The sequence below is a fragment of the Mastigocladopsis repens PCC 10914 genome (assembly GCF_000315565.1).
Taxonomy (GTDB): domain Bacteria; phylum Cyanobacteriota; class Cyanobacteriia; order Cyanobacteriales; family Nostocaceae; genus Mastigocladopsis; species Mastigocladopsis repens.
This window is the reverse complement of record NZ_JH992901.1, coordinates 587609-608372: the sequence shown is the minus strand read 5'-3', so window position 1 is coordinate 608372 and position 20764 is coordinate 587609. Positions and strand designations below refer to the sequence as shown.

At 44.3% G+C, this 20764-nt stretch carries 28 protein-coding genes; 3 read left to right on the top strand and 25 right to left on the bottom strand.

The window, feature by feature from the left end:
- Positions 1-57: 57 nt before the first annotated feature.
- From rpsE to MAS10914_RS34870, 19 genes are all read right to left on the bottom strand, one after another.
- Positions 58-582, bottom strand: coding sequence for a 30S ribosomal protein S5 (gene rpsE, locus MAS10914_RS0104845; RefSeq protein WP_017314777.1), 525 nt, complete (start codon positions 580-582; stop codon positions 58-60).
- Positions 583-597: 15 nt separating this feature from the next.
- The gene (locus MAS10914_RS33895; protein ID WP_017314776.1) at positions 598-771 is read right to left on the bottom strand and encodes a hypothetical protein; all 174 of its coding nucleotides are present in this window, start codon (positions 769-771) and stop codon (positions 598-600) included.
- Between the two features lie 43 nt (positions 772-814).
- On the bottom strand, positions 815-1177 hold the full coding sequence (gene rplR / locus MAS10914_RS0104835; RefSeq protein ID WP_017314775.1) for a 50S ribosomal protein L18: 363 nt from the start codon (positions 1175-1177) through the stop codon (positions 815-817).
- Positions 1178-1179: 2 nt separating this feature from the next.
- A complete protein-coding gene (gene rplF, locus MAS10914_RS0104830; protein ID WP_017314774.1) occupies positions 1180-1728 on the bottom strand; it encodes a 50S ribosomal protein L6 in 549 nt (182 codons plus the stop codon).
- A 93-nt stretch (positions 1729-1821) separates the two neighbouring features.
- Positions 1822-2223, bottom strand: a complete 402-nt coding sequence (gene rpsH, locus MAS10914_RS0104825; RefSeq protein WP_017314773.1) for a 30S ribosomal protein S8 — start codon at positions 2221-2223, stop codon at positions 1822-1824.
- 20 nt (positions 2224-2243) lie between these two features.
- On the bottom strand, positions 2244-2792 hold the full coding sequence (rplE, locus tag MAS10914_RS0104820; RefSeq protein WP_017314772.1) for a 50S ribosomal protein L5: 549 nt from the start codon (positions 2790-2792) through the stop codon (positions 2244-2246).
- An 87-nt stretch (positions 2793-2879) separates the two neighbouring features.
- Positions 2880-3236: a 50S ribosomal protein L24 gene (gene rplX / locus MAS10914_RS0104815; RefSeq protein WP_017314771.1), complete on the bottom strand. Its 357-nt coding sequence runs from the start codon at positions 3234-3236 to the stop codon at positions 2880-2882.
- Positions 3236-3604, bottom strand: a complete 369-nt coding sequence (gene rplN, locus MAS10914_RS0104810; RefSeq protein ID WP_017314770.1) for a 50S ribosomal protein L14 — start codon at positions 3602-3604, stop codon at positions 3236-3238. The genes rplX and rplN overlap by 1 nt, the downstream gene beginning before the upstream one ends.
- Before the next feature lie 47 nt (positions 3605-3651).
- Positions 3652-3900: a 30S ribosomal protein S17 gene (rpsQ, locus tag MAS10914_RS0104805; RefSeq protein WP_017314769.1), complete on the bottom strand. Its 249-nt coding sequence runs from the start codon at positions 3898-3900 to the stop codon at positions 3652-3654.
- 6 nt (positions 3901-3906) lie between these two features.
- Entirely contained in the window at positions 3907-4137 is a 231-nt protein-coding gene (rpmC, locus tag MAS10914_RS0104800) for a 50S ribosomal protein L29 (protein ID WP_017314768.1), read from the bottom strand.
- 3 nt (positions 4138-4140) lie between these two features.
- Positions 4141-4566: a 50S ribosomal protein L16 gene (rplP, locus tag MAS10914_RS0104795; RefSeq protein WP_017314767.1), complete on the bottom strand. Its 426-nt coding sequence runs from the start codon at positions 4564-4566 to the stop codon at positions 4141-4143.
- 65 nt (positions 4567-4631) lie between these two features.
- Positions 4632-5384, bottom strand: coding sequence for a 30S ribosomal protein S3 (gene rpsC / locus MAS10914_RS0104790; RefSeq protein WP_017314766.1), 753 nt, complete (start codon positions 5382-5384; stop codon positions 4632-4634).
- A 38-nt stretch (positions 5385-5422) separates the two neighbouring features.
- Positions 5423-5785 carry a 50S ribosomal protein L22 gene (gene rplV, locus MAS10914_RS0104785; RefSeq protein ID WP_017314765.1) on the bottom strand — a complete coding sequence of 121 codons (363 nt, stop codon included), beginning with the start codon at positions 5783-5785 and terminating at the stop codon, positions 5423-5425.
- Positions 5786-5848: 63 nt separating this feature from the next.
- Positions 5849-6127 carry a 30S ribosomal protein S19 gene (gene rpsS, locus MAS10914_RS0104780; protein ID WP_017314764.1) on the bottom strand — a complete coding sequence of 93 codons (279 nt, stop codon included), beginning with the start codon at positions 6125-6127 and terminating at the stop codon, positions 5849-5851.
- 94 nt (positions 6128-6221) lie between these two features.
- Positions 6222-7085, bottom strand: coding sequence for a 50S ribosomal protein L2 (gene rplB, locus MAS10914_RS0104775; protein ID WP_017314763.1), 864 nt, complete (start codon positions 7083-7085; stop codon positions 6222-6224).
- A 4-nt stretch (positions 7086-7089) separates the two neighbouring features.
- Positions 7090-7410 (bottom strand): 50S ribosomal protein L23, encoded by a 321-nt coding sequence (locus tag MAS10914_RS0104770; RefSeq protein ID WP_017314762.1) that lies wholly within the window; start codon positions 7408-7410, stop codon positions 7090-7092.
- Positions 7407-8036 carry a 50S ribosomal protein L4 gene (rplD, locus tag MAS10914_RS0104765; RefSeq protein ID WP_017314761.1) on the bottom strand — a complete coding sequence of 210 codons (630 nt, stop codon included), beginning with the start codon at positions 8034-8036 and terminating at the stop codon, positions 7407-7409. The genes MAS10914_RS0104770 and rplD overlap by 4 nt, the downstream gene beginning before the upstream one ends.
- A 104-nt stretch (positions 8037-8140) precedes the next feature.
- The gene (gene rplC, locus MAS10914_RS0104760) at positions 8141-8773 is read right to left on the bottom strand and encodes a 50S ribosomal protein L3 (protein WP_017314760.1); all 633 of its coding nucleotides are present in this window, start codon (positions 8771-8773) and stop codon (positions 8141-8143) included.
- 753 nt (positions 8774-9526) lie between these two features.
- Positions 9527-9661: a DUF5367 family protein gene (locus tag MAS10914_RS34870; RefSeq protein WP_269635087.1), complete on the bottom strand. Its 135-nt coding sequence runs from the start codon at positions 9659-9661 to the stop codon at positions 9527-9529.
- Positions 9662-9912: 251 nt separating this feature from the next.
- On the opposite strand from MAS10914_RS34870, the gene MAS10914_RS29610 reads away from it, so the two are divergent.
- Together MAS10914_RS29610 and ndhN are read left to right on the top strand one after the other, a co-directional pair.
- On the top strand, positions 9913-11082 hold the full coding sequence (locus MAS10914_RS29610; protein ID WP_017314759.1) for an RNA-guided endonuclease InsQ/TnpB family protein: 1170 nt from the start codon (positions 9913-9915) through the stop codon (positions 11080-11082).
- A gap of 154 nt (positions 11083-11236) precedes the next feature.
- Entirely contained in the window at positions 11237-11713 is a 477-nt protein-coding gene (gene ndhN / locus MAS10914_RS0104750; protein WP_017314758.1) for an NAD(P)H-quinone oxidoreductase subunit N, read from the top strand.
- A 243-nt stretch (positions 11714-11956) separates the two neighbouring features.
- Here ndhN and MAS10914_RS0104745 read toward each other — a convergent pair whose 3' ends face one another.
- Entirely contained in the window at positions 11957-12778 is an 822-nt protein-coding gene (locus MAS10914_RS0104745) for an ABC transporter permease (RefSeq protein ID WP_017314757.1), read from the bottom strand.
- A gap of 235 nt (positions 12779-13013) precedes the next feature.
- Here MAS10914_RS0104745 and MAS10914_RS0104740 point away from each other — a divergent pair, with 235 nt between their 5' ends.
- A complete protein-coding gene (locus tag MAS10914_RS0104740; RefSeq protein WP_026082337.1) occupies positions 13014-13553 on the top strand; it encodes a DUF3172 domain-containing protein in 540 nt (179 codons plus the stop codon).
- A 64-nt stretch (positions 13554-13617) separates the two neighbouring features.
- Here MAS10914_RS0104740 and MAS10914_RS29600 read toward each other — a convergent pair whose 3' ends face one another.
- From MAS10914_RS29600 to MAS10914_RS0104715, 5 genes are all read right to left on the bottom strand, one after another.
- The gene (locus MAS10914_RS29600) at positions 13618-14955 is read right to left on the bottom strand and encodes an AMIN domain-containing protein (RefSeq protein ID WP_232224107.1); all 1338 of its coding nucleotides are present in this window, start codon (positions 14953-14955) and stop codon (positions 13618-13620) included.
- A gap of 92 nt (positions 14956-15047) precedes the next feature.
- The gene (locus MAS10914_RS0104730) at positions 15048-15554 is read right to left on the bottom strand and encodes a hypothetical protein (protein WP_017314753.1); all 507 of its coding nucleotides are present in this window, start codon (positions 15552-15554) and stop codon (positions 15048-15050) included.
- Between the two features lie 132 nt (positions 15555-15686).
- Complete coding sequence (locus MAS10914_RS0104725) at positions 15687-17867, bottom strand: cation:proton antiporter (protein WP_017314752.1); 2181 nt, start codon at positions 17865-17867, stop codon at positions 15687-15689.
- A 414-nt stretch (positions 17868-18281) separates the two neighbouring features.
- Entirely contained in the window at positions 18282-19574 is a 1293-nt protein-coding gene (locus MAS10914_RS0104720; protein ID WP_017314751.1) for a cation:proton antiporter, read from the bottom strand.
- 216 nt (positions 19575-19790) lie between these two features.
- Positions 19791-20510, bottom strand: a complete 720-nt coding sequence (locus tag MAS10914_RS0104715) for a GDSL-type esterase/lipase family protein (RefSeq protein ID WP_017314750.1) — start codon at positions 20508-20510, stop codon at positions 19791-19793.
- Positions 20511-20764: the final 254 nt, after the last annotated feature.

Sequence of the window (20764 nt, the reverse complement as noted above, 5' to 3'; positions counted from 1 at the left end):
CAGGAGAAGGGCTATTTGTCATTTGGTAAGAACAAAAGATGCAGGACAAATGACTACTTAAATGTATAGATTTTCCACAGGAATGCCCCTGTCTTCGGCGACTTCTGCAAAAGTCCGCAAGGTAGATAGGGCATTAATTGCAGCTCTTGCATTATTGAGAGGATTGTTTGAGCCGAGTTGCTTGGCGAGAATATTACGAACCCCTGCCAATTCCAGCACCGTACGTACAGCACCACCAGCAATTACGCCAGTACCGGGTGCGGCAGGTCGCATCATCACTTGAGCGCCGCCACCGATGCCGTTAATAGGATGGGGAATGGAGTTGGATTTGGTCATGGGAATGTCAATGAGATGCTTTTTGCCGTCGGCGACGCCTTTTTTCACGGCACCAATGACATCTGAGGCTTTGCCCACTCCCACGCCAACTTGACCACGTTCGTTACCCACAACGACTATCGCCCGGAAGCTCAGTTTTTTACCTCCTTTGACCACTTTACTGACCCGTCGAATTTGGATAACTCGCTCTTGCCAGTTGGTTTCTTCTTTTTTAGTTCGGTTAGCTTTACGACGACCAGTTGCCATAATAAATGTCCTTTGTCATTTGTGAGCCAGCGCTGCAAGAAGGTTTCTTTCTGTAGGCGACTGGTGTGCCTCATTCGGGAGGTTCTGAACGCTAACGCCGTCAGGTCTGCCGGAGGCATCACCCGTAAGCGCAAAGCGCAGGCTACGCCAACGCGTAGCGTCTGGGTCAGGAGAAGGGTCTTTTGTCATTTGTCTTCTGCTAATAACGAATAACAAATGACGAATGACTAAATTAGAAATCTAAACCAGCTTCGCGGGCAGCGTCGGCTAGTGCTTTCACACGACCGTGGTAAAGATTACCACCCCTGTCAAAGACAACTTTAGTGATCCCTTTTTCTAGGGAGCGAGCTGCAATCAATTTCCCGACTTCCACTGAAGCTTCGCAATTGGAACCCGAACCTAATTTAGATTTCAACTCTGGTTCCACAGTTGAGGCGGCTACCAAGGTATGATGCTGAGTATCATCAATAACCTGAGCATAAATATGTTGGTGAGAGCGAAAGATGGCTAACCGTGGGCGTTCTGTAGAACCATCGACTCTGCCACGAATGCGTCTATGGCGACGCTGTTTTGATTCTCTACCTGTAAGCTTCATTTTTACTTCTTACCACCCTTACCAGTCTTACCAGCTTTACGTCTTACCACTTCACCGGCATAACGAATACCTTTGCCTTTGTAAGGCTCTGGTGGACGAACAGCACGAATTTTAGCTGCTGTGTTGCCTACTTCTTCTTTGTTATAGCCGCTGACAATCACGTTAGTATTATTTTCAACGGCAAACTGAATTCCGTCAGGTGGAGCGATTTGCACCTGATGGCTATAGCCCATGTTCAAAACCAGGTTACGACCTTGAACTTGTGCCCGGTAGCCAACCCCTTGAATTTCTAAACGACGTTGAAAGCCTTGAGAAACTCCCTCAACCATATTGGCAACCAAGGTACGGCACAAACCGTGTAGTTGGCGGGAGGTGCGAGATTCATCACGACGGTTTACCAGCAATGTTTCTCCTTCTTGGGAGACTAAGACATTGACAGGCAAGTCGCGAGAAAGTTCACCTTTAGGACCTTTGACAACCACTTTTGTGCCATCAATGGTTACTTGCACTTTGGCGGGAATTGTAATTGGGCGTTTACCAATTCGAGACATAACTTTTTGTCCTTTGTTATTTGTCCTTTGTCCTTTGTTATTTGCCTGTCGTCTTTTACTAATGACAAATGACTCATGACTAATGACTCATGACTACCAAACGTAGCAAAGTACTTCACCACCCAAGCTCTGACGTCGTGCTTCCCGGTCAGTCATAATGCCACTGGATGTAGAAATAATGGCAATACCGATACCGCCTAGCACTCTTGGTAGTTCTTTTTTATTGGAGTAAACGCGCAAACCAGGCTTACTAACCCGCTTCAGGGCAGTGATGAGAGGCTGGCGATTTTTGCCCTTGTATTTCAAGGAAATCACCAAATTGCGCTTCACTCCTTCCCCTGCTTCTTCAAAATCAGCAATAAAGCCTTCCTCGCGCAGCACTTTTACGATGCTACGAGTCATTTTTGTGGATGGCACTTGTGTAGTTTGATGCCGCGCCATGTTGGCATTGCGGATGCGCGTGAGCATATCTGCAATTGTGTCGTTAACCGCCATCGTTCCCTCTTTAGATGAACTTATTGATCCCGAAAGGGCATTCCCATTTCTTTAAGTAAGGCGCGACCCTCTTCGTCAGTCTTTGCCGTGGTGATGATGGAAATATCCATACCACGAATTTGGTCAATTCTGTCGTACTCAACTTCTGGAAAAATGAGTTGCTCTCTGACACCTAGAGTATAGTTGCCGCGACCATCAAAGCTTTTGGGACTAATACCGCGAAAGTCCCGAATTCTTGGTAGTGACAGGTTAATTAAACGGTCGAGAAAGGCATACATCCTTTCGCTTCTTAAAGTCACCATGATGCCAACGGGCATACCTTGACGAATTTTGAAGCCAGCGATCGCTTTTTTTGCCCGTGTCACTACAGGCTTTTGACCGGTAACGAGGGCAATTTCGCTTAAAGACGCTTCCAACGCTTTAGCATTTTGAGATGCTTCCCCTAATCCTCGGTTTACAGTGACTTTCACTAACTTCGGTACCTGATGAATGTTTTGGTATTCAAACTGTTTCATCAGTTTGGGGACAATTGTTTCTTGGTATAGAGTTTTAAGTCTTGTTGTTGCCATAGTTTTTTGTCCTTTTTATCCCTGGGCTTGGTCAGGGAACAATGAAGCTATGAGTTATGAGTTATTAGATTTATTCCTAACTCCTAACTATTTATCAATGATTTCGCCAGTTTTCTTGAGCATCCTAACTTTCTTACCTTCTTGTGTGAAAGTGTAGCAGATGCGACTGGCAACGTTTTGCTTAGTGGAATATAGCATTACGTTAGAACTGTGGATTGGGGCTTCTTGGGTCACAATGCGCCCTGATTCACCTTCTTGCTGGGGTTTGACGTGCTTGGTTACCAGGTTTACACCTTTGACCACAACTTTACTGACTTGGGGAAGCGCTCTGATCACTTCACCGACTTTACCTTTGTCTTTCCCAGCAATAACTTGTACGGTATCGCCTGTTTTTACATGCATTTTGTAAAAAACTTTCGGCTGATTCTTCTTCTTGATTGCCATTACAGCACCTCCGGAGCCAGAGAGACAATTTTGGTAAAGCTTTTGTCACGCAGTTCCCGTGCGACTGGTCCAAAAACCCGTGTTCCTCTGGGGTTCCCGTCTTTGTTGATGATGACTGCGGCATTGTCGTCAAAACGAATACTCATACCGCTGTCTCGATTAATGTTATGACGGGTACGGACAATAACTGCCTCTACAACATCGGACTTCTTCACAGCCATATTTGGCTGAGCATCTTTGACTACGGCGATAATCCGATCGCCTACGAAGCCGTAACGGCGGTTACCTGCTCCTAATACGCGGATGCACATGAGTTTGCGGGCACCGCTATTATCTGCGACATTAAGGTAAGTTTGGGGTTGAATCACAATTGTTCTCCCTTTTTGTGTTGTTAGTTATCTAACAACTAAGATGTTTAGCTGAGTTTGGTAGTCAGGATTTCTGTGACTGTCCAGCGCTTAGTTTTACTGAGGGGTCGTGTTTCCTGAATGCGAACGCGATCGCCCACTTTGCACTTATTATCTTCATCGTGTACTTTATAGCGCTTGGTTTGTACAACGATTTTGCCGTATTTGGGGTGGGGAGCGCGGTTTTCGATGGCGACCACCACCGTTTTTTGCATTTTGTCGCTGACGACTAAGCCAACTCTTTCTTTAATTGCCATAATCTCCTACTCTGACTCTTTGGTGGGTTGACTGGCTGCCGCCCGTTTGCGCTCTCCTTCCACAGTCATTAATTGTGCCAAACGATGGCGAGCGTGTCTGAACTTGTGGGGTTTGTCTAGTTGTCTGGTTGCTTTTTGCAAACGCAACTGAAACAGTTCCTTTTTGACAGCAATTATAGCTGTCGCCAATTGCTCGTCAGTTAATTCTCTAGCTTCTGAAATCTTGGGAAGAGGCATAACCTACACCTGCTGTTCCTCTTGGGAGCGTGTAATGAACTTAGTTTTAATGGGCAACTTATAAGCAGCCAAACGCATTGCTTCGCGGGCAGTTGCTTCGGGAACGCCTGCAATTTCAAACAGAATTCGTCCTGGCTTGACGACTGCAACCCAGTACTCAGGAGAACCCTTACCAGAACCCATCCGGGTTTCAGCCGGACGCATCGTCACTGGTTTGTCGGGGAAAATCCGAATCCAGATTTTGCCACCCCGGCGGATATAACGAGTCATTGCCCGACGAGAAGCCTCAATTTGACGAGAGGTGATCCAGCAGGGTTCTAAAGCTTGAAGCGCGAAATCGCCGAAGTTGAGGGTACTGCCGCGACTGGCTAGACCGGTCATCCGTCCGCGCTGTTGTTTGCGGAATTTAGTTCTTCTTGGACTTAGCATGATTTGTTAGTTGTTGGTTGTTAGTTGTTGGTTGTTAGTTGTTACCACTAACCACTAACCATTGACTATCCTTCATTGGAACGGTCTTCAAATTGCTGACGACGGCGTTGTTGACGGCGAGATGGAGGGCGATCGCGACTTGTTGTTGGGGGAGGCGTTTCTTCCTGTCCGGGAATGATTTCTCCTTTGAACACCCACACCTTGATACCGAGAATGCCGTAGACAGTTTTGGCTGTGCAGTATGCGTAGTCAATATCAGCACGCAAGGTGTGTAAAGGGACTCTTCCCTCACGAGTCCACTCTGTCCGGGCAATTTCTGCACCGTTAAGCCGTCCGCTGACTTGAATTTTGATGCCTTGCACGCCAGCACGTTGGGCACGCTGAATGGCTTGCCGTACCACCCGTCGGAAGGAAACGCGACGTTCTAGCTGTTGAGCAATGTATTCAGAAATCAGGTAGGCATCAGCATCAACTCGTTGTACTTCAACGACGTTAATGCGAATTTGGCGATTGCTGCCTAACAGTTGCTGAAGACCAGTACGTAAAGATTCAATGCCTTGTCCGCCTCGACCTACGACTACGCCAGGTCGAGCTGTACGTACCTCTAAATCGATTTGATCTGCTTTGCGATCAATGCGTACTTCAGAAATCCCAGCGTTGTTTTGAGCGTATCTACCCAGCTTTTGTTCTATATATTTACGGAGTTTATGGTCTTCTTGTAGAAGTTCTGGATAACGACTGGGGTCGGCAAACCAACGCGATTGATGCTCTTGGGTAATCCCCAAGCGAAAACCTACTGGATGTATCTTCTGTCCCACAAATGCTTCCTCTAAAAGTTCTTTCTGTACGCAATTTTTTATTGAGCTGCGTCAGGGTCAGTAGCAACAGCCACAGTGATATGACACGTCGGCTTGCGAATTTGGTAAGCGCGACCTTGTGCCCTAGGTTGGAACCGTTTCAGCACCGGACCTTGATCTGCGTAGGCTTGAGTAATGATCAGATCAGCTCTGTCTAGCCCAGCGTTATGCTCTGCATTAGCTGCAGCGCTTCTTAAAACCTTCAATACTGGGTCGCAAGCTCGATAGGGCATGAATTCTAGGATAATTAGTGCTTCTCGGTACGATCGCCCGCGAATTTGGTCGAGTACACGACGCACTTTATAGGGAGACATCCGTACATAACGGGCGATCGCTTTCACTTCAGTCGTATCTATTGCCATATTTTTCTCCATTTGTCAAGAGTCAATAGTCGTTGCTTTTGACTTTGGACTCTGGACTTTTGACTATCTACCTGATTTTTTGTCACTCTTGGAGTGACCTCTAAAAGTGCGTGTGGGTGCAAATTCGCCCAATTTATGTCCTACCATTTGGTCTGATATGAAAATTGGGACGTGCTGGCGTCCGTTATGAACAGCGATGGTATGACCTACCATGACAGGCAAAATTGTCGAAGCCCGCGACCACGTTTTAATGACTTCTTTTCTGTTGTTTTCGTTGAGCTTTTCAATTTTGCTAAGAAGATGATCCGCAACGAAGGGACCTTTTTTTAGAGAACGACCCATAATTAGTTAAGTTGGTAGTTGGTAGTTGGTAGTTGGTAGTTGGTAGTTGGTGGTTGCTGGTTGCAATTTCTACTAACGACTAACGACTAACTCTTTACGATTCACGACCACCGCGACCGCGTTTAGAAGATTTGCGGCGACGGCGCACAATTAACTTGCTACTGGCTTTCTTGGGCTTGCGTGTCTTTTTACCCAAAGCTGGTTTACCCCAAGGTGTCACAGGTCCTGGTCTACCGATGGGTGCCCGACCTTCACCACCACCATGTGGGTGGTCAACTGGGTTCATCACACTACCTCTGACCTGAGGACGGCGACCCTTCCAGCGAGTTCTACCTGCTTTACCCGAACTCAGGTTTCTAGCATCAATATTACCGACTTGTCCAATGGTGGCGTAGCACTCGCGGCGAATCATCCGGACTTCTCCAGAAGGCAACTTGAGTGTTACGTAGTTACCTTCTTTTGCCACAACTTGAGCGGTTGCACCAGCAGCACGAACGATTTGACCGCCCTTACCGGGTTTCAATTCTACGTTATGAACGCTGGTTCCTAAGGGAATGTTGGAAAGGGGCAAGGCATTGCCATCTTCTATCGGAGCATCTGAACCCGCAACAACTGTTCCTCCTACCTTCAAACCGTTGGGTTGAAGGATGTAACGCTTTTCGCCGTCTTCGTATTGCAAAAGGGCAATCCGCGCGTTGCGGTTGGGGTCATATTCAATGGCTTTCACTGTGGCACGAATACCACGCTTATCGCGCTTAAAGTCGATAATGCGGTAAAGGCGCTTGTGACCTCCACCTCGGTGGCGAACAGTGATCCGCCCCTGGTTATTCCTACCTTTGGGGCGATGTAGTGATACAGTTAGAGATTTTTCTGGCTCGGTTTTGGTAATCTCCGAGAAGTCAGAAATCGTAACTTGGCGAGTACTGGGGGTATAAGGGCGATAAGAGCGAGTACCCATTCTTTTAAACCTCTGGGAATAGAACCTGTCTAATCTTGTCTACGTCCGATGCCGCCACTGTTACGATGGCTCGCTTATATTGGGGCTTATAACCAATAAACTTACCAACGCGCCGCTTTTTGCGTGGTGGCATTATGGTGTTTACCTTTTCAACCTTGACGTTAAATAAATCTTCTATCGCCGCTTTGATTTGTGGCTTTGTTGCTTTTGGAGTGACTTCAAAAGTATATTGATTTTGCTCCATCAGAATAGTCGCCTTTTCAGTGACAATTGGGCGACGCACAAGGTCAGGAAGGTTGCGGGGGTCAATCTTAGTCTTACTCACTTATAGACCTCCTGAATTTTTTCCAGGGCTGATGCCGTAACAATAATCTTGTCGGCGTGCAGCAAATCATAAACATTTAACTGGTCAGCGCCAATCAGCTTTAACTTTTCTACGTTGCGGGCGGATAAATATACATTCTCCGTACGCTCGGACAAGATTAATAATGTTTGATTTTCTGGCTTTGACCCCCAACGGGTGATCACTTCCACTAACTCTTTAGTCTTAGGACGCTGTAGCTGGTCGCCAAAATCTTCTACCACGATTAAATCGTCAATGCGACTCGCAAAAGCTGTCCGCAAAGCTAAACGCCGCTCTTTGCGGTTCATCTTGATCTCATAATCTCGCGGTTTTGGTCCAAAGGTCACACCACCACCACGCCACAACGGTGAACGAATAGAGCCAGCACGCGCACGACCAGTCCCTTTTTGCCGCCAAGGTTTGCGACCGCCACCTCTGACTTCAGAGCGGGTTTTGGTACTAGCAGTTCCTTGGCGAGCATTCGCCATCTGTCTTACCAAGGCTCGATGTACGACATGAGATGCCGTTTCCTCTTTGGCAACTTTCCAGTCGAACGTTTTTTGTCCGACTTGTTCTCCTTGCCAATTTTTGACTATACACTCAAACATTTTTGTCCTTCGTCCTTCGTCCTTTGTCCTTCGTCCTTCGTCTTTTGTCCTTTGTCCTTCGTCATGTGTTTAATACTTTATCCCTCATGACTTATGACTCTTGACTAACCAACTTGTTTTGCAGGGACAATATTTACTAAGGCACCTGGTTTACCAGGAACACTTCCCTTGATAAGTATTAAGTTGCGTTCTGGGTCTACTCGTACCACAGTGAGTTTGCTAATTGTGACTCGGCTACCACCCAAACGTCCTGCCATCCGCTTACCTGGATAAACACGACCGGGAGTTGTACCAGCACCAATTGAACCTGGCTCTCTGTGGTTTTTGGAACCGTGGGACATCGGTCCTCGACCAAAGTTGTTGCGTTTTTGGTTACCAGCAAAACCGCGACCAATACTTGTACCGATTACGTCTACAGTTTGACCCGCATTAAAAATATCTGCTTTAATCTGTTGACCTAAAGCATAGTCACTAGAGTTATCTATGCGATACTCATTTAAATGACGCACTGCTGGGGCAGATGATTTGGCAAGGTGTCCCAACAGTGGTTTATTCAGCGCCTTTGGCTTGACTTCGCCATAGCCTACTTGGATGGCGGAGTAACCGTCGGTCTGTTTTGTTTTGACTTGGGTAACGGTGCATGGTCCTGCTTGAATGACGGTAACAGAAATAGCTACTCCTGCTTCGTCAAATATTTGGGTCATGCCCAGTTTGGTGCCGAGAATACCTACAGACACAGTTACTGGCTCTCCTTTTTACTTGTTTTTGTGGAAATTGGATTCTCAACGGACACTTGTGAACACCCTTAGGGGTGACTTCCAGCTTCTTTGGACTAACCTGTGAAGTCGCTCTGTTTAGGTTATGACAGATTCAACTTCTGTTGGTTCTTCACCAAGAGTCCGTAGTGTTTGATCAATCTGTTGACTTTGTATTCGTCACCAGAACGACCACAAGCACCTTCCTTCAAAGGAAGGGGTAACTTCTGGATTTTCTGCAAGGCTTTAGGGCTTTGCGCTTTGTACAGCTATGCCTTTATCCAAGCAATTGCTCTGGCACTTTCTTGCTGTACTAGGACTTAGGCAGCGTTCTGCCCAGTATCCATTAACTAAGACTTATGCAATGCGATAAACCAACATTACTGCTCAGCTTTTGCTTCATCGCTTACCTTCAACAATAATAGTTCAAGGTTGTTTGAAGTTTTGCTTGGCTGTTTTCATGTTCAGGAGTCAATGTTGTTGATACCCTAAGATGGGCATTGATTTTTTAATCAACCACTCCTAAGTTGTCTTCGCAGCTTTTCTAGTTTACCAGTCTCTTATCACTCTCTGCTATTTTATCCATATGGAATTTAGTCAGCAGCTTTTGATGCTAAAAGTAGCTAGAAATGGTAGTAAGATGACAGCCTAATTCAGTTTTTAGATCACGATCTCATAGTATAGATCATCTATTTATATTTGTCTAGAAATTTTCCTGTACAATATCAACTGCTTTTAGCCACCGTCTGTCCGAGGGATTAAAGTCGTCAGCAGCCAGATGCCATATCCCCACAACAGCCAAGGGCCAAAGGGACGGCTGGCGGATACAGGCTTATTGGAAAACACCTGCTCAAACCAATATAGCGTCAGAGCATCGAGTCACATACCCACAAGCATGACGACGCTGTACTTCCCTATGCAAATCTCCTAATCTTGCTCATAAGTTAATTTGTACAACTTAATCTATCTCAATAAAGCAAGAGGACTCCCGTTACAGTCGTCAGACTTAACGGGATGATGAATTGCGACCAGTATACAACCGACCGCAGGGAGACTTCTACATAAATTGACAAGGTGTGTAGAAACTCCTAAGATGTAAGAACATTCAAGTGGTCGAGAGAATGCTTACACTTACTTACGAATATAAACTCAAGCCAACAAAACAGCAGATTGAAGATATCGAAAACATTTTAACTGTGTGTCGTAAAGTGTGGAATTATGCTTTACGCGAAAGAAAGGATTGGGTTAATTCTAGGAAGTGTAAAGTAAATGCTTGTTCTCTTGAATATGAATACATCATTAAAGCTGATGAACCTTTTCCTAATTATCATGTTCAAGCTAAGAGATTGACTGAAGCCAAGAAAAACAATCCTGAGTTGAAAAGTGTAAATGCTCAAGTCTTACAACAAGTTTTAAGAACTTTAGATAGAGCATGGGAGGAGATGAAATCTAGGAATTTTGGATTTCCCAGATTCAAAAAACACTTCAAAATGAAAAGCTTTGTATTTCCTCAATTAAAAGGAGAAATTGTCAAAGCGTGTAGAGTTAAACTACCTCAACTTGGATGGATAAAGTTTCATCAATCTAGAGCAATTCCAGAAGGCTTTGTTGTATGCCGCGCTAGGGTAGTGAGAAGAGCATCAGGATATTTCGTTATGCTGTCATTGCAGTTAGATGTTAATGTTCCAGATATTTCTTTTCACGGACACCCAATCGGGATTGATATTGGTCTTGAAAGTTTTTTGGCTACTTCTGAGGGGATGCTAATTGCTAGACCGAAGTTTTTTAATTCTCTACAACGTAAGCTGCAATTGCTACAAAGAAGATTGAGAAATAAAAAATTAGGTTCTAATAATCGCCAGAAGTTGAATGCGAAGATAGCTAGATTACATCAAAAGATTTCTGATACAAGGAAAGACTTTCACTTGAAAACAGCACATAAGATTTGTGACCAAGGTGACTCGATATTTGTTGAAGATATTGATTTTATAACTTGGGCTAAAGGTATGTTTTGTAAACATACTCTTGATGCTGGTTTCGGGCAATTCTTTACAATATTGAGTTACGTAACATGGAAAAGGGGCAAGTATTTTGGCAAGGTTAATAAAGATGGAACTAGTCAAACTTGTCCTAATTGTGATGCATATACAGGTAAGAAAACGCTAGATGTAAGAATACATTCTTGCCCGGAATGTGGGTACACAACAAATCGAGATGTTGCTGCTTCGCAGGTAATTAGAAATCGTGGTGTAAATGCCGTTGGGCAGACGGTATTAGAAAAAGTTTGCTGACTCGTACTGACAGGGGTTAGTGGTAACACTAATCTAGTTAAGTGGGAATGAAGCAAGAATCTCCCGCTACAAGCTTCGCTTGTAGCGGTGAGAGTGTCAATGCTTAACGGTAAATAATAGAGATATCGAAGTGGGATAGGACAAAAATCAAATTATGGCACTAATTACCACTGGTAATGGTTTAATTCGCGATCTGGAAAAATTCGGATCTCTTGGTGTTTACGTACCTCTGGAAGGGGGTTTTGAAGGTCGGTACAGACGCCGCCTGCGTGCGGCTGGTTATGTCACCCTCCATATGACCGCAAAAGGATTGGGAGATGTCCCTGCCTATCTCACAGGAGTCCATGGTGTTAGACCTCCTCACCTTGGCAAAAAAAGCACTGGCAGTGGTGCGGCAGTAGGTTATGTGTACTATCTACCGCCCATTGTTAGCTATCAGCTCGAACAGCTACCACCCAAGTCAAAGGGACTGGTGTTGTGGATAATTGAAGGACACATTCTTTCCGATCAGGAAGTTGAGTTTTTGACAACCTTGCCTAGCTTGGAACCCCGAGTGAAGGTGGTCATTGAGAGGGGTGGCGATCGCTCCTTCCGTTGGATGCCTTTACAAAAGACTCTTCTAGCTAGTTAGGACGAGTGGACAAGGGATAGGGGACAACTGTAACCTATCACCTGTCACCTAGATGGCAAATGAAACTGGAATCTTTGCTCAAACTTAACCGTACTATCCGCATTATCGGTTTCGATAATGCTCTTTTTATTTGAGGTGCTGGTGGCAAAGTCCATAGAGCAAAAGCAGTAGTTTGCCATAGCCTAATGACTTGTTTTCAAACCATGGGTTGATATATCTTACAAGTCAAAATTTAAAATGTTATCAGTCTTGCTGGTGAGAAAATTGATATGCACCCCATAAGGAAAGAGCGATCGCCATCACTAGCAAAATCGGCACGCTATACCAAGGAAACTGAGACAATGGCATATAAGCAGCTGCACGCAGTCCGATGCTAGCGTAGGTGAGGGGTATCAAGTAAACCACGACTTTTAGCGCGGCTGGCAATGTACTGGGGTCAAAAAATGTCCCGCCTAAGAAAGACATGGGGATAATAACAAAGTTGTTGTAAAGTCCGACTGCTTCGAGGGATTTTACCGTCAACCCCACAATGACTCCCAAACCGGCAAAAACAGCACAACTCAGCACCAGTATCATCACAAACAACGGGTTGAGAAAATTCCAGTTCCTTGTGAACAGCAGCGCCACCAAAATTACACCCAGCGAAGTCATTAACCCCCGCATTACTCCTGCCAGCATTTTACCTATATGCAACGCCAAGGGATGTACAGGAACAAGCAACAATTCCTCAAAGTTTTTGGTAAAGAGTCTGTCTCCACAAATGGAAAACGTTGTTCCAACAAAGCTAACCGTCATTGACGACAGCGCAACCATCCCAGGCAAAATGAATTCTAGATAGTTATCATAATTACCACTCATTCCTGTCCCTGGTTTGATTGAATTACCCAAACCAAAGCCAAAAGCCAAAATGTATATTAGCGGAGATATTAATCCCGATGAAGTAATTTGTACAATTCTTACACGTAACTCTAGCCAATCCCCCCAAAAAATTGTCAGACTGTCCTCTATGAGGGTTTGAAATTGTGAGATTTTGAAACTCTTGCCCCAGGCTTGTTGATGTGACACTTTACTTCTACTGAATGTATTAATATTTTCTTAATTTTTAGTTTATATTTCTTGATACCTCTAGTATCAAGGGTAGTAAAAAGCTGTCATACTGAGTTATTAAAATTAAAAAATAGGCCTCTTGCATAAATGCCTTGAACTAACAGACAATTACCCTCAAGAATCGCCATACTGAAAGAGGGAGAGCACACAAATCCACTCCTGCTGTCCAAAGCGTAAAGTTGATGAAGCGAAAATGAGACGAAAATCCACTGGTAGAACAGCTACTATTCCTAAACCCTCTGTCTTCCAATCCCCTTTCTTTAATTTCACCACCATAGCAATTTTGGGAGGGGTGTTTGTTTTAGGCATTGGGATTGGTATTGCTTTTAGCTCCACAGCTACGTTTACTCCAAACAACGTGGCTACCCGAGAGTTTATCGACACCAAAGCACCAAATGCTGATATTTGCGTGCAGTATGGAGCCAGCGCTATGGTGATGGACACAAGATTGTTTGTGACTCTCAACCCCTTTAAAGTCTACGTCGGTCAGCCTAGTATGCGTCCTGGATGCGTTCTGCGTTCAAGTAACTGGGCAATTTTAGAGCAACGAAAGCTTGTCACCTCAGACCAGGTGAGAGATTGTAAAAATCGCCTGAACCACTTTGCCTATGCGGGTGACTTGAACAGTGATAAACCCGACATTAGTTGCACCTACGAGAACGATGATGCGAAAAATTTCTTCATCAATCAGCCAGGAGCTACTGCTCCAGCACTGGAAACAGAGAGATTCTAAATACAGAAGAAAGAAGAATGGCTTTATTATTAGTTCTTCTTTCTTCATTTCTTCTGAGTTCGCTTTACCTTGAGGGGTTGGGAAAGGGTTGACCAAACTCAATCACTCTAGAATTGGGAGAACTGGGTTGATAGCTGGGCGCGCTTGGGACTGGAGAATTTGGCGTACTCACAGAAGGAATACTGTTGTTGAGATGACCGGGCTGATATGGGAAAGCTGGTGAGGGAAGAATAGAACCAGGTTGTTGAGAAGGATTATTAGGAGTAAAAGGCGGTACTTGGACAGAAGGTGTTTGTGGAAAGTTACTGGTAGTTGGGGGTAAGGTTGTTAATGGTGGCGGTACGCTGAAATTGGGTACTTGTGGCGAATTGTAGGTAGCTGACGGTAGATTACCTGAGGGTTGTGGCGGATTGTAGCTTCCAGATGGTAGGTTTGGTGGATATTGTGGCGGATTGTAGCTTCCAGATGGTAGATTAGCTGGATATTGTGGCGGATTGTAGGTAGCTGAGGGTAGATTACCTGGATACTGTGGCGGATTGTAGCTTCCAGATGGTAAGTTTGCTGGAGGTTGTGGCGGATTGTAGGTAGCTGAGGGTAGATTACCTGGATACTGTGGCGGATTGTAGCTTCCAGATGGTAAGTTTGCTGGATATTGTGGCGGATTGTAGCTTCCAGATGGTAGATTAGCTGGATATTGTGGCGGATTGTAGCTTCCAGATGGTGTGTTAGCTGGTAGCGGTGGAGTAATAGTTGTAGGTGAAAAATTGCTGGGTAGAGAAGGCAAGTTCCTTTGTGGTAGAGAGGTACGGTCACTATCCACTAAAGGACGTAATACCCAACGGTTGGGATTCTCTCTAGAAACGGGTTGCAGTTGCACGCTTGTTGGATCTATGAAAGTTCCTGGTGCTAAATCCATGACAATACGAGTTACATCTGCGTTGAATTGGGAAACGCGAATGCTTTGGACTGCTCCGGAGAAATTTTGTAGGGTGGGAATGTTGCCTAATTTGGTACTTGGCAAATCTACAACAATGCGCGAGGGCTGTGCAAGGTAAAAGGATCGGGGTTGTAAGGCTGCTGAGAGGGAAATTTCCAGTTGTAACTCCTGTGGGTAAAAGCGCCAATCTTCCAAGATTGCTACTGGCGCTACACCACTATTATTGCTACTATTGTCAGTCTCAAGGGCGTAGACGGTTAGCGGCTTGCCGTAAAGCATCACTGCATACAAGCCAAACAAGCTAACCCGAAACAGATGCTTGCAAAACTGGAAAAATTGCCTATTCCTTAATTGCTTGTCCATACTCCTCACTGCTCCACAAAATTCATCCACAATTGTCCATGACAACTGTTTTTTTTGCTTGCCGCTTCTACCAAAGGTGTCGGATGGTACTAGGTTAGGCACTGCTGACCAGACACTCAAATGTAGGGCGAATACTATACCTACTTTTACTGAATACGAGGCAATAACCTATATAGCTAATTACCGATTTGTAGTCAATGACTGTTTGATTGCTTAGATTGTTCATTGACTTTTTGTGGTATTGCTATCAATCCAATAGTTCTAGAAGTGCCACTCACATTTATTTTTCCTATTAAATCCCCTTTATCTGCCAGTTGAATTTGTATTCTAACTGGGCTAGAGGATTTATCCTGTTGACTGCGGTTTGCTTGGGTTTGAGAACTTGAGATGTTACATAGAATGTACCTAGGAACATTTCCAGATAAACTCAATTGTTGATTTTCAAGTCTACCTGTGAGAGAAGAATCAGTTTCAGAGCGTGTGGAAGTTTTGGTGTGAGAGTTAACTGGCAGTAAAAACCCATTCACGTAAATTCCTGATTGTTGAATATTTAATAGTAGAGCATTTGATTTTTCGCATGTGGGCAAATTTTCATCAAATAAGAGACCATAGCGACTGTTAATTGCGGGAGGTGCTTTGAGTTTACTTTCTCCATAAGCAGTGACGACTTTAAACAAAAACAGTACTGAACTTATTGCCACACTATAAAAGATGAGGGATTTCAAGTTAAAATGATGCATGGTGATGAGTATATGCGGTAATAGGAAATAAAAGAAATGACGAATAATGAAAGCTAAATGATGAAAGAAGAAATTTCATTATTCATCATTTATCTAACTTTTCACTTCTAATTGGTCATTAGAAAGTACAGAGGCAAGGTGAGAGGTAAATTGACTGTAGCGACGAGTAATGAGCAGCGAGGATCGACACTTAATGGCTAGTTCGTCTGTGTATCGTCCTAGAGTGTGACGTTCGATACCCCAAAGGCGGCTAGTACCGACAATGGTAAGGTCAACGGCTTCTGAGGCTTCGACTACCGCTTGAATTGGCTCTGCGGCTTCAACTATTTTAATGTCAATGCGATCGCGTACATTTTGAGGCAATTGCTCCATTATGGAGCCAAGCTCGTAACTGAGTTCATGTTTGACCTGATTATCTGTCACAACCTGTAAAATCAGTAACCGACAAGTCTCGAGATTTACTAGCAGTCTCAGAGCAAGTATGAGTGCTAAGTCATCATGAATGTTTGCTGAGTAAGGAACCAACAAGCTTTCTAAACGCTCTTCTTGGCGTTCTATGAACACCGCCACATCAACTGGTGCAGTGGTAAGAATTTGACCAACTCGTCCACCCAAACGATTTTGACTAAAAGCTGGGCGATGCCATCCCACTAAAATTAAATTAGTTGGTTCGAGTAAGGCAATCTGTGATGTTTCCCGTGCAACATTTTTCGATATGCGAACAATAGGATGCACATAGGAGTGTGCTTCTGATGGTTCTAGACGTGAAATCAAGTCTTCTAACTGTTGGCGACGTTCTGCAATGAGTCTGTCTGCTTCTTGTGGGGTACTTTCAAAGGCATAGTCTTCTTCGAGTTCAATCAAACTGAGAGGATAAATAACGGCGGCTTGTTGATTGTTGACAGCAATTGCTACAGCTAACTGTACTAAACCTTTTTGGGTATTGGGATTTGCGACTGGAACCAAAATTCGGTAAGGACGAGTGTGAGAGTCTTCACGAGTAGAAGCGCCTACATCTGTTTCTTCTGGTTCTTGCTCAACCACATCTAACTTGATGAGTTTTTTCGGATATGTCCACTCTAGGAGTGGCGAGGTCATAAATGTTGTTACCAATGCCATAATTACCAGCATGGTAAACAGCAGGGGCGAAATGACACCGAGACTCAGACCTATGTTTAGCACTATAAGCTCAGTTAAGCCACGAGTATTCATTAACCAACCTAGTGCTGAGGCTTCTCGGTTACTTAAGCCGCTAAAGCGAGCTGCTACATAAGTACCAACGTATTTACCTATGATTGCCACTGCTACCACAGCTAGGCAGAGTAACCACAATTGCGGTCTATTCAGCAAACCAATTTGCGTCCGCAAACCACTGTAAGCAAAAAACACTGGTAGCAGAAATATCAGCACAAAATCTTCCGTTTTGATTGCTAATTCCCGTACTAAACCTGCATCCTTGGGCATAACAGCCCCTAGTAAAAACGCTCCAAATATCAGGTGAATGCCAATCAGTTCGGTAATTAGGGCAGAAGCAACCACTCCAACGTAAATCAAAGCCAGAACAAATTGGCTGAGGCGTCCGGCGCGGCGGTAGTGCGTAGCAAGGCGTTGCAAGAAAGTTCGCCCCACCGTCACCATCAAGGCTATGTAGACTAAGCTGGCAATAATCGTAGGAATAGCACCAGTAATACTACTTGTACGTGCCACTGCGATCGCCACCGCCAACAAGCACCAAGCAGTCACATCATCAACTGCTGCACAAGTGAGCGCCAAAGTTCCTAAACGAGTCCCTTGCAAATTATTCTCAGTAAGAATTCGTGCCAGTACTGGAAAAGCGGTAATCGACATCGCTGCTCCTAAAAATAGAGCAAAGGCGGTAAACGATACGCTCGCATTGGAAACGACAGGATACAGCAGTAATGCTAGCAGCGTTCCTAGAGAAAACGGTACTAAAATACTGACATGGGATGTTAATACTGCTATTTCTAAATTGCCGCTTAGGTATTTGGGGTTTAACTCTAGCCCAATCAAAAACATGAAGAATATTAGCCCTACCTGAGACAGCACATTAAGGAAGGGAATTGTTTCAGATGGAAACAAGGTAGCTGATAACTCTGGAGCAACCAAACCAAAAAGAGATGGTCCGAGCATAATCCCAGCAACAATCTCTCCAATGACTAGTGGTTGGTTAATCCACCGGAAGCCAAGTCCTACTAGCCGTGACAGTCCAATAACAATCAACACCTCAACGAGAACGAGAACAACTGTGTGCATCTTTTCCTCACAAGCGACTATCCGGTGTTCCTAAGATGATTCTTTATATTAGTGAAATATGTCAAGCTTCTCTAGCTCACTAGGGGTGTGCTAACGCTGTTAATTGTTGTTAACCTAAACTTGCAGAAGTCATAAGCAATGCAAAGTTAATTATTTGTAGCGAAAAAATTAATAATGTATGAAATCTCTTGTAAAAATCCAGTTTAGGGTTATGTCGAACCGCAGATGTACGAGGAAATGCGTTAAAGAATTGACTTAGGCAACAGATGCCTATGAGATGCACTCACAACGCTGTCTGGAAAGTACAAGATAAGTCTATTGTACGAATAAATAAATGGGTTTGTAGTTTGCAAAAAGTGTAACTACGAACCCATGACTAGCAACTGAATTTCTTGCTTAAGTCTTGCTTAAGTTTTAGTAAGCTTGGGATTTTTTATCACTTTTCTCATCTAAGAAAAAGGCAACCAGCGGTGATGCCATAAGTGTAGTGATAATTGCCATAATTACCATGATTGTGAATAAAGTTGGGGTAATTATACCTTGCTCCAAACCAACATTAAGGATAATTAATTCCATCAAACCACGAGCATTCATTAGTGAGCCAATCGCTGCTGAATTACGCCAAGTTTCACTTCCAAACCGCGCAGCCAGCATACACGATACTCCTTTACCAACAATCGCAATTATTAGAATAATTACCGTTACAGCCCATAGAAAGAGTGTGTTTACCAGCCCAATTTGAGTGTTGAGTCCAGAGAAAACGAAGAATATTGGTAGCAAAAACGAAGTTGTCAGAAATTCAGTTCGGTGGCGAACTTGTTGGGCAAACTCTCCGCGTGGCATCACTGCGCCAGCAATAAACGCACCGAATATTGCATAGATACCTGTTAAATCAGTAAACCATGAGACAAACATTAAAACTATCAACAGTACAGTCAGGGTTTGTCTCGTGACTCCTCCATCCCGCTTAGTCCAAAGAGTAAAAATGGTAAATATTGGTCGCCCAACAAAAATCATCAACAGTGTGTAGCCAATGCCACCACCAATGGCTATGGCTGCAATAAGTGCTGAATTTTTCAGACTGGCTAACACGATCGCAAGCAAACACCAGGCAACCCCATCATCAACTGATGCTGCCCCCAGCGCCAAGGTTCCAAGACGGGTTTTAGCCAAACCCCGTTCGTATAGGATGCGTGCTAACATGGGAAAAGCCGTAATTGTCATGGACGCGCCCAGAAATAAGGCGGCTGCCCAAAGTGCAACCCCTGGTTGAAAAAAATCGCCGTTGTTGTACAACAAAAAAGACGCGATCGCGCCTAACACAAATGGAGTAATTATGCCTGCTCCAGAGAGCAATCCTGCACTTTTTGCGTGGTGTTTTAATAGTTCGGTATTGAACTCCAGCCCTATTAAAAACATATAAATCACCAACCCAATCTGGCTAATAGCAAACAGAATCGACATTGATGGGTTGGGAATCTTCGCTCCTGTTTCCAATATGAGTGGAACTTTAGGAAACAGCCATTGTTGCATCTCTGGTGCGATCGCCCCAAACAGTGATGGTCCTAACATCACTCCTGCTATCATTTCGCAAACCACATCCGTTTGCCCAAGGTATCGCCGCCCTATCATCGTGACTACACGACAAGTGGCTAAAATCACCGTTAGTTGCAGCAAAAGCTTTACGACTAACTCAAAATTAGACATATTATTCTTTAATGGAGGATTAATGCTCTTCATTCTACAAGTTGGCTGTGAGCAACTTCACAGATGAAGAAACATTGCATCCCAATCTTTTGTAATTGCTCTTACATAGTGGTCATTTTATAAAGACTGTAAGGAATAAATTAATTTTGTTCACACACTGTTCAAAAATAGGAAACCCAGAACTAGTTAACATTTTGCCTGTTGTTTGTATGTAAATTAAGTGAGTTGGTAGGAGGAAGAGAAATTGTAGGAAGCAAACGCTTCCCAATCCATCACATCCTCCAACAAAGTTTGATACCCTAGCGTATTGGGGTGAAGACCATCGTTGCTTACGCGTTTGAGTCTCCAAGCTTCACCGCGATCCATCCATTGCTGGAAAATGTCGAGATAGGGAATTTTTCTGGCGGTACAAGCGACTCTCGTAGCTTCTTTGTAGCGGTACTGGTCAGCATGATTGTAGTACAAGCAATCCAGAAATGGCATCTTGGCTTCATCAACTGGTACGACACCCACAAATAAAACCGGACACAACTGCTGCGCCTGGTCAAGTAAAGATGCGAGTTGCGATTCAAAAACGGTAAAATCTGTATAGTTTCGTCCATTAGGACGACCTAAGCGCGCTGAATCATTAACTCCTACTGACAGAATAATCAAGTCGGGAACCTGATTTCGCAGCTCACCCCGATTGCGAAATTCCACTTCTAGCCTTTGCGCCACTTGCTGGATGCGATCGCCCCGCACCCCCAAATTATAAAGAACATGACCCGTGCTGTCGGGTAACATCCAACACCGTCGCAGTCTCTCGACCCAGCCACCTCCTTCTGGATCGCCAAAACCGTATACTAAACTATCTCCAAGCGCTACAATCTTGAGAGGCTGGGAATGTTTTGGTACAACTGACAGATGCATTGAGGAACGTGCTTCAAATGTCTGCATCTTCAAAATATATACTTGATATCTCTATAAGATTCTATACATTTCTATACCATTTATGGTTATCTTGCTTGTTCTGTAAAGTATAGCTTTGTGTTCAAAGACGCAAGTAAAGCAGATTCGATTTCATCCTTCTGACAGGCACACAATTTCTCAAGACGTGAATTTGCACGTCTCTATATGAAACCTGCCTTGAAACTCTACTTTCATCCTGACTTGTAAGCTTTTGCTTATGGAGTAAGATTGCAAAAGTCAAT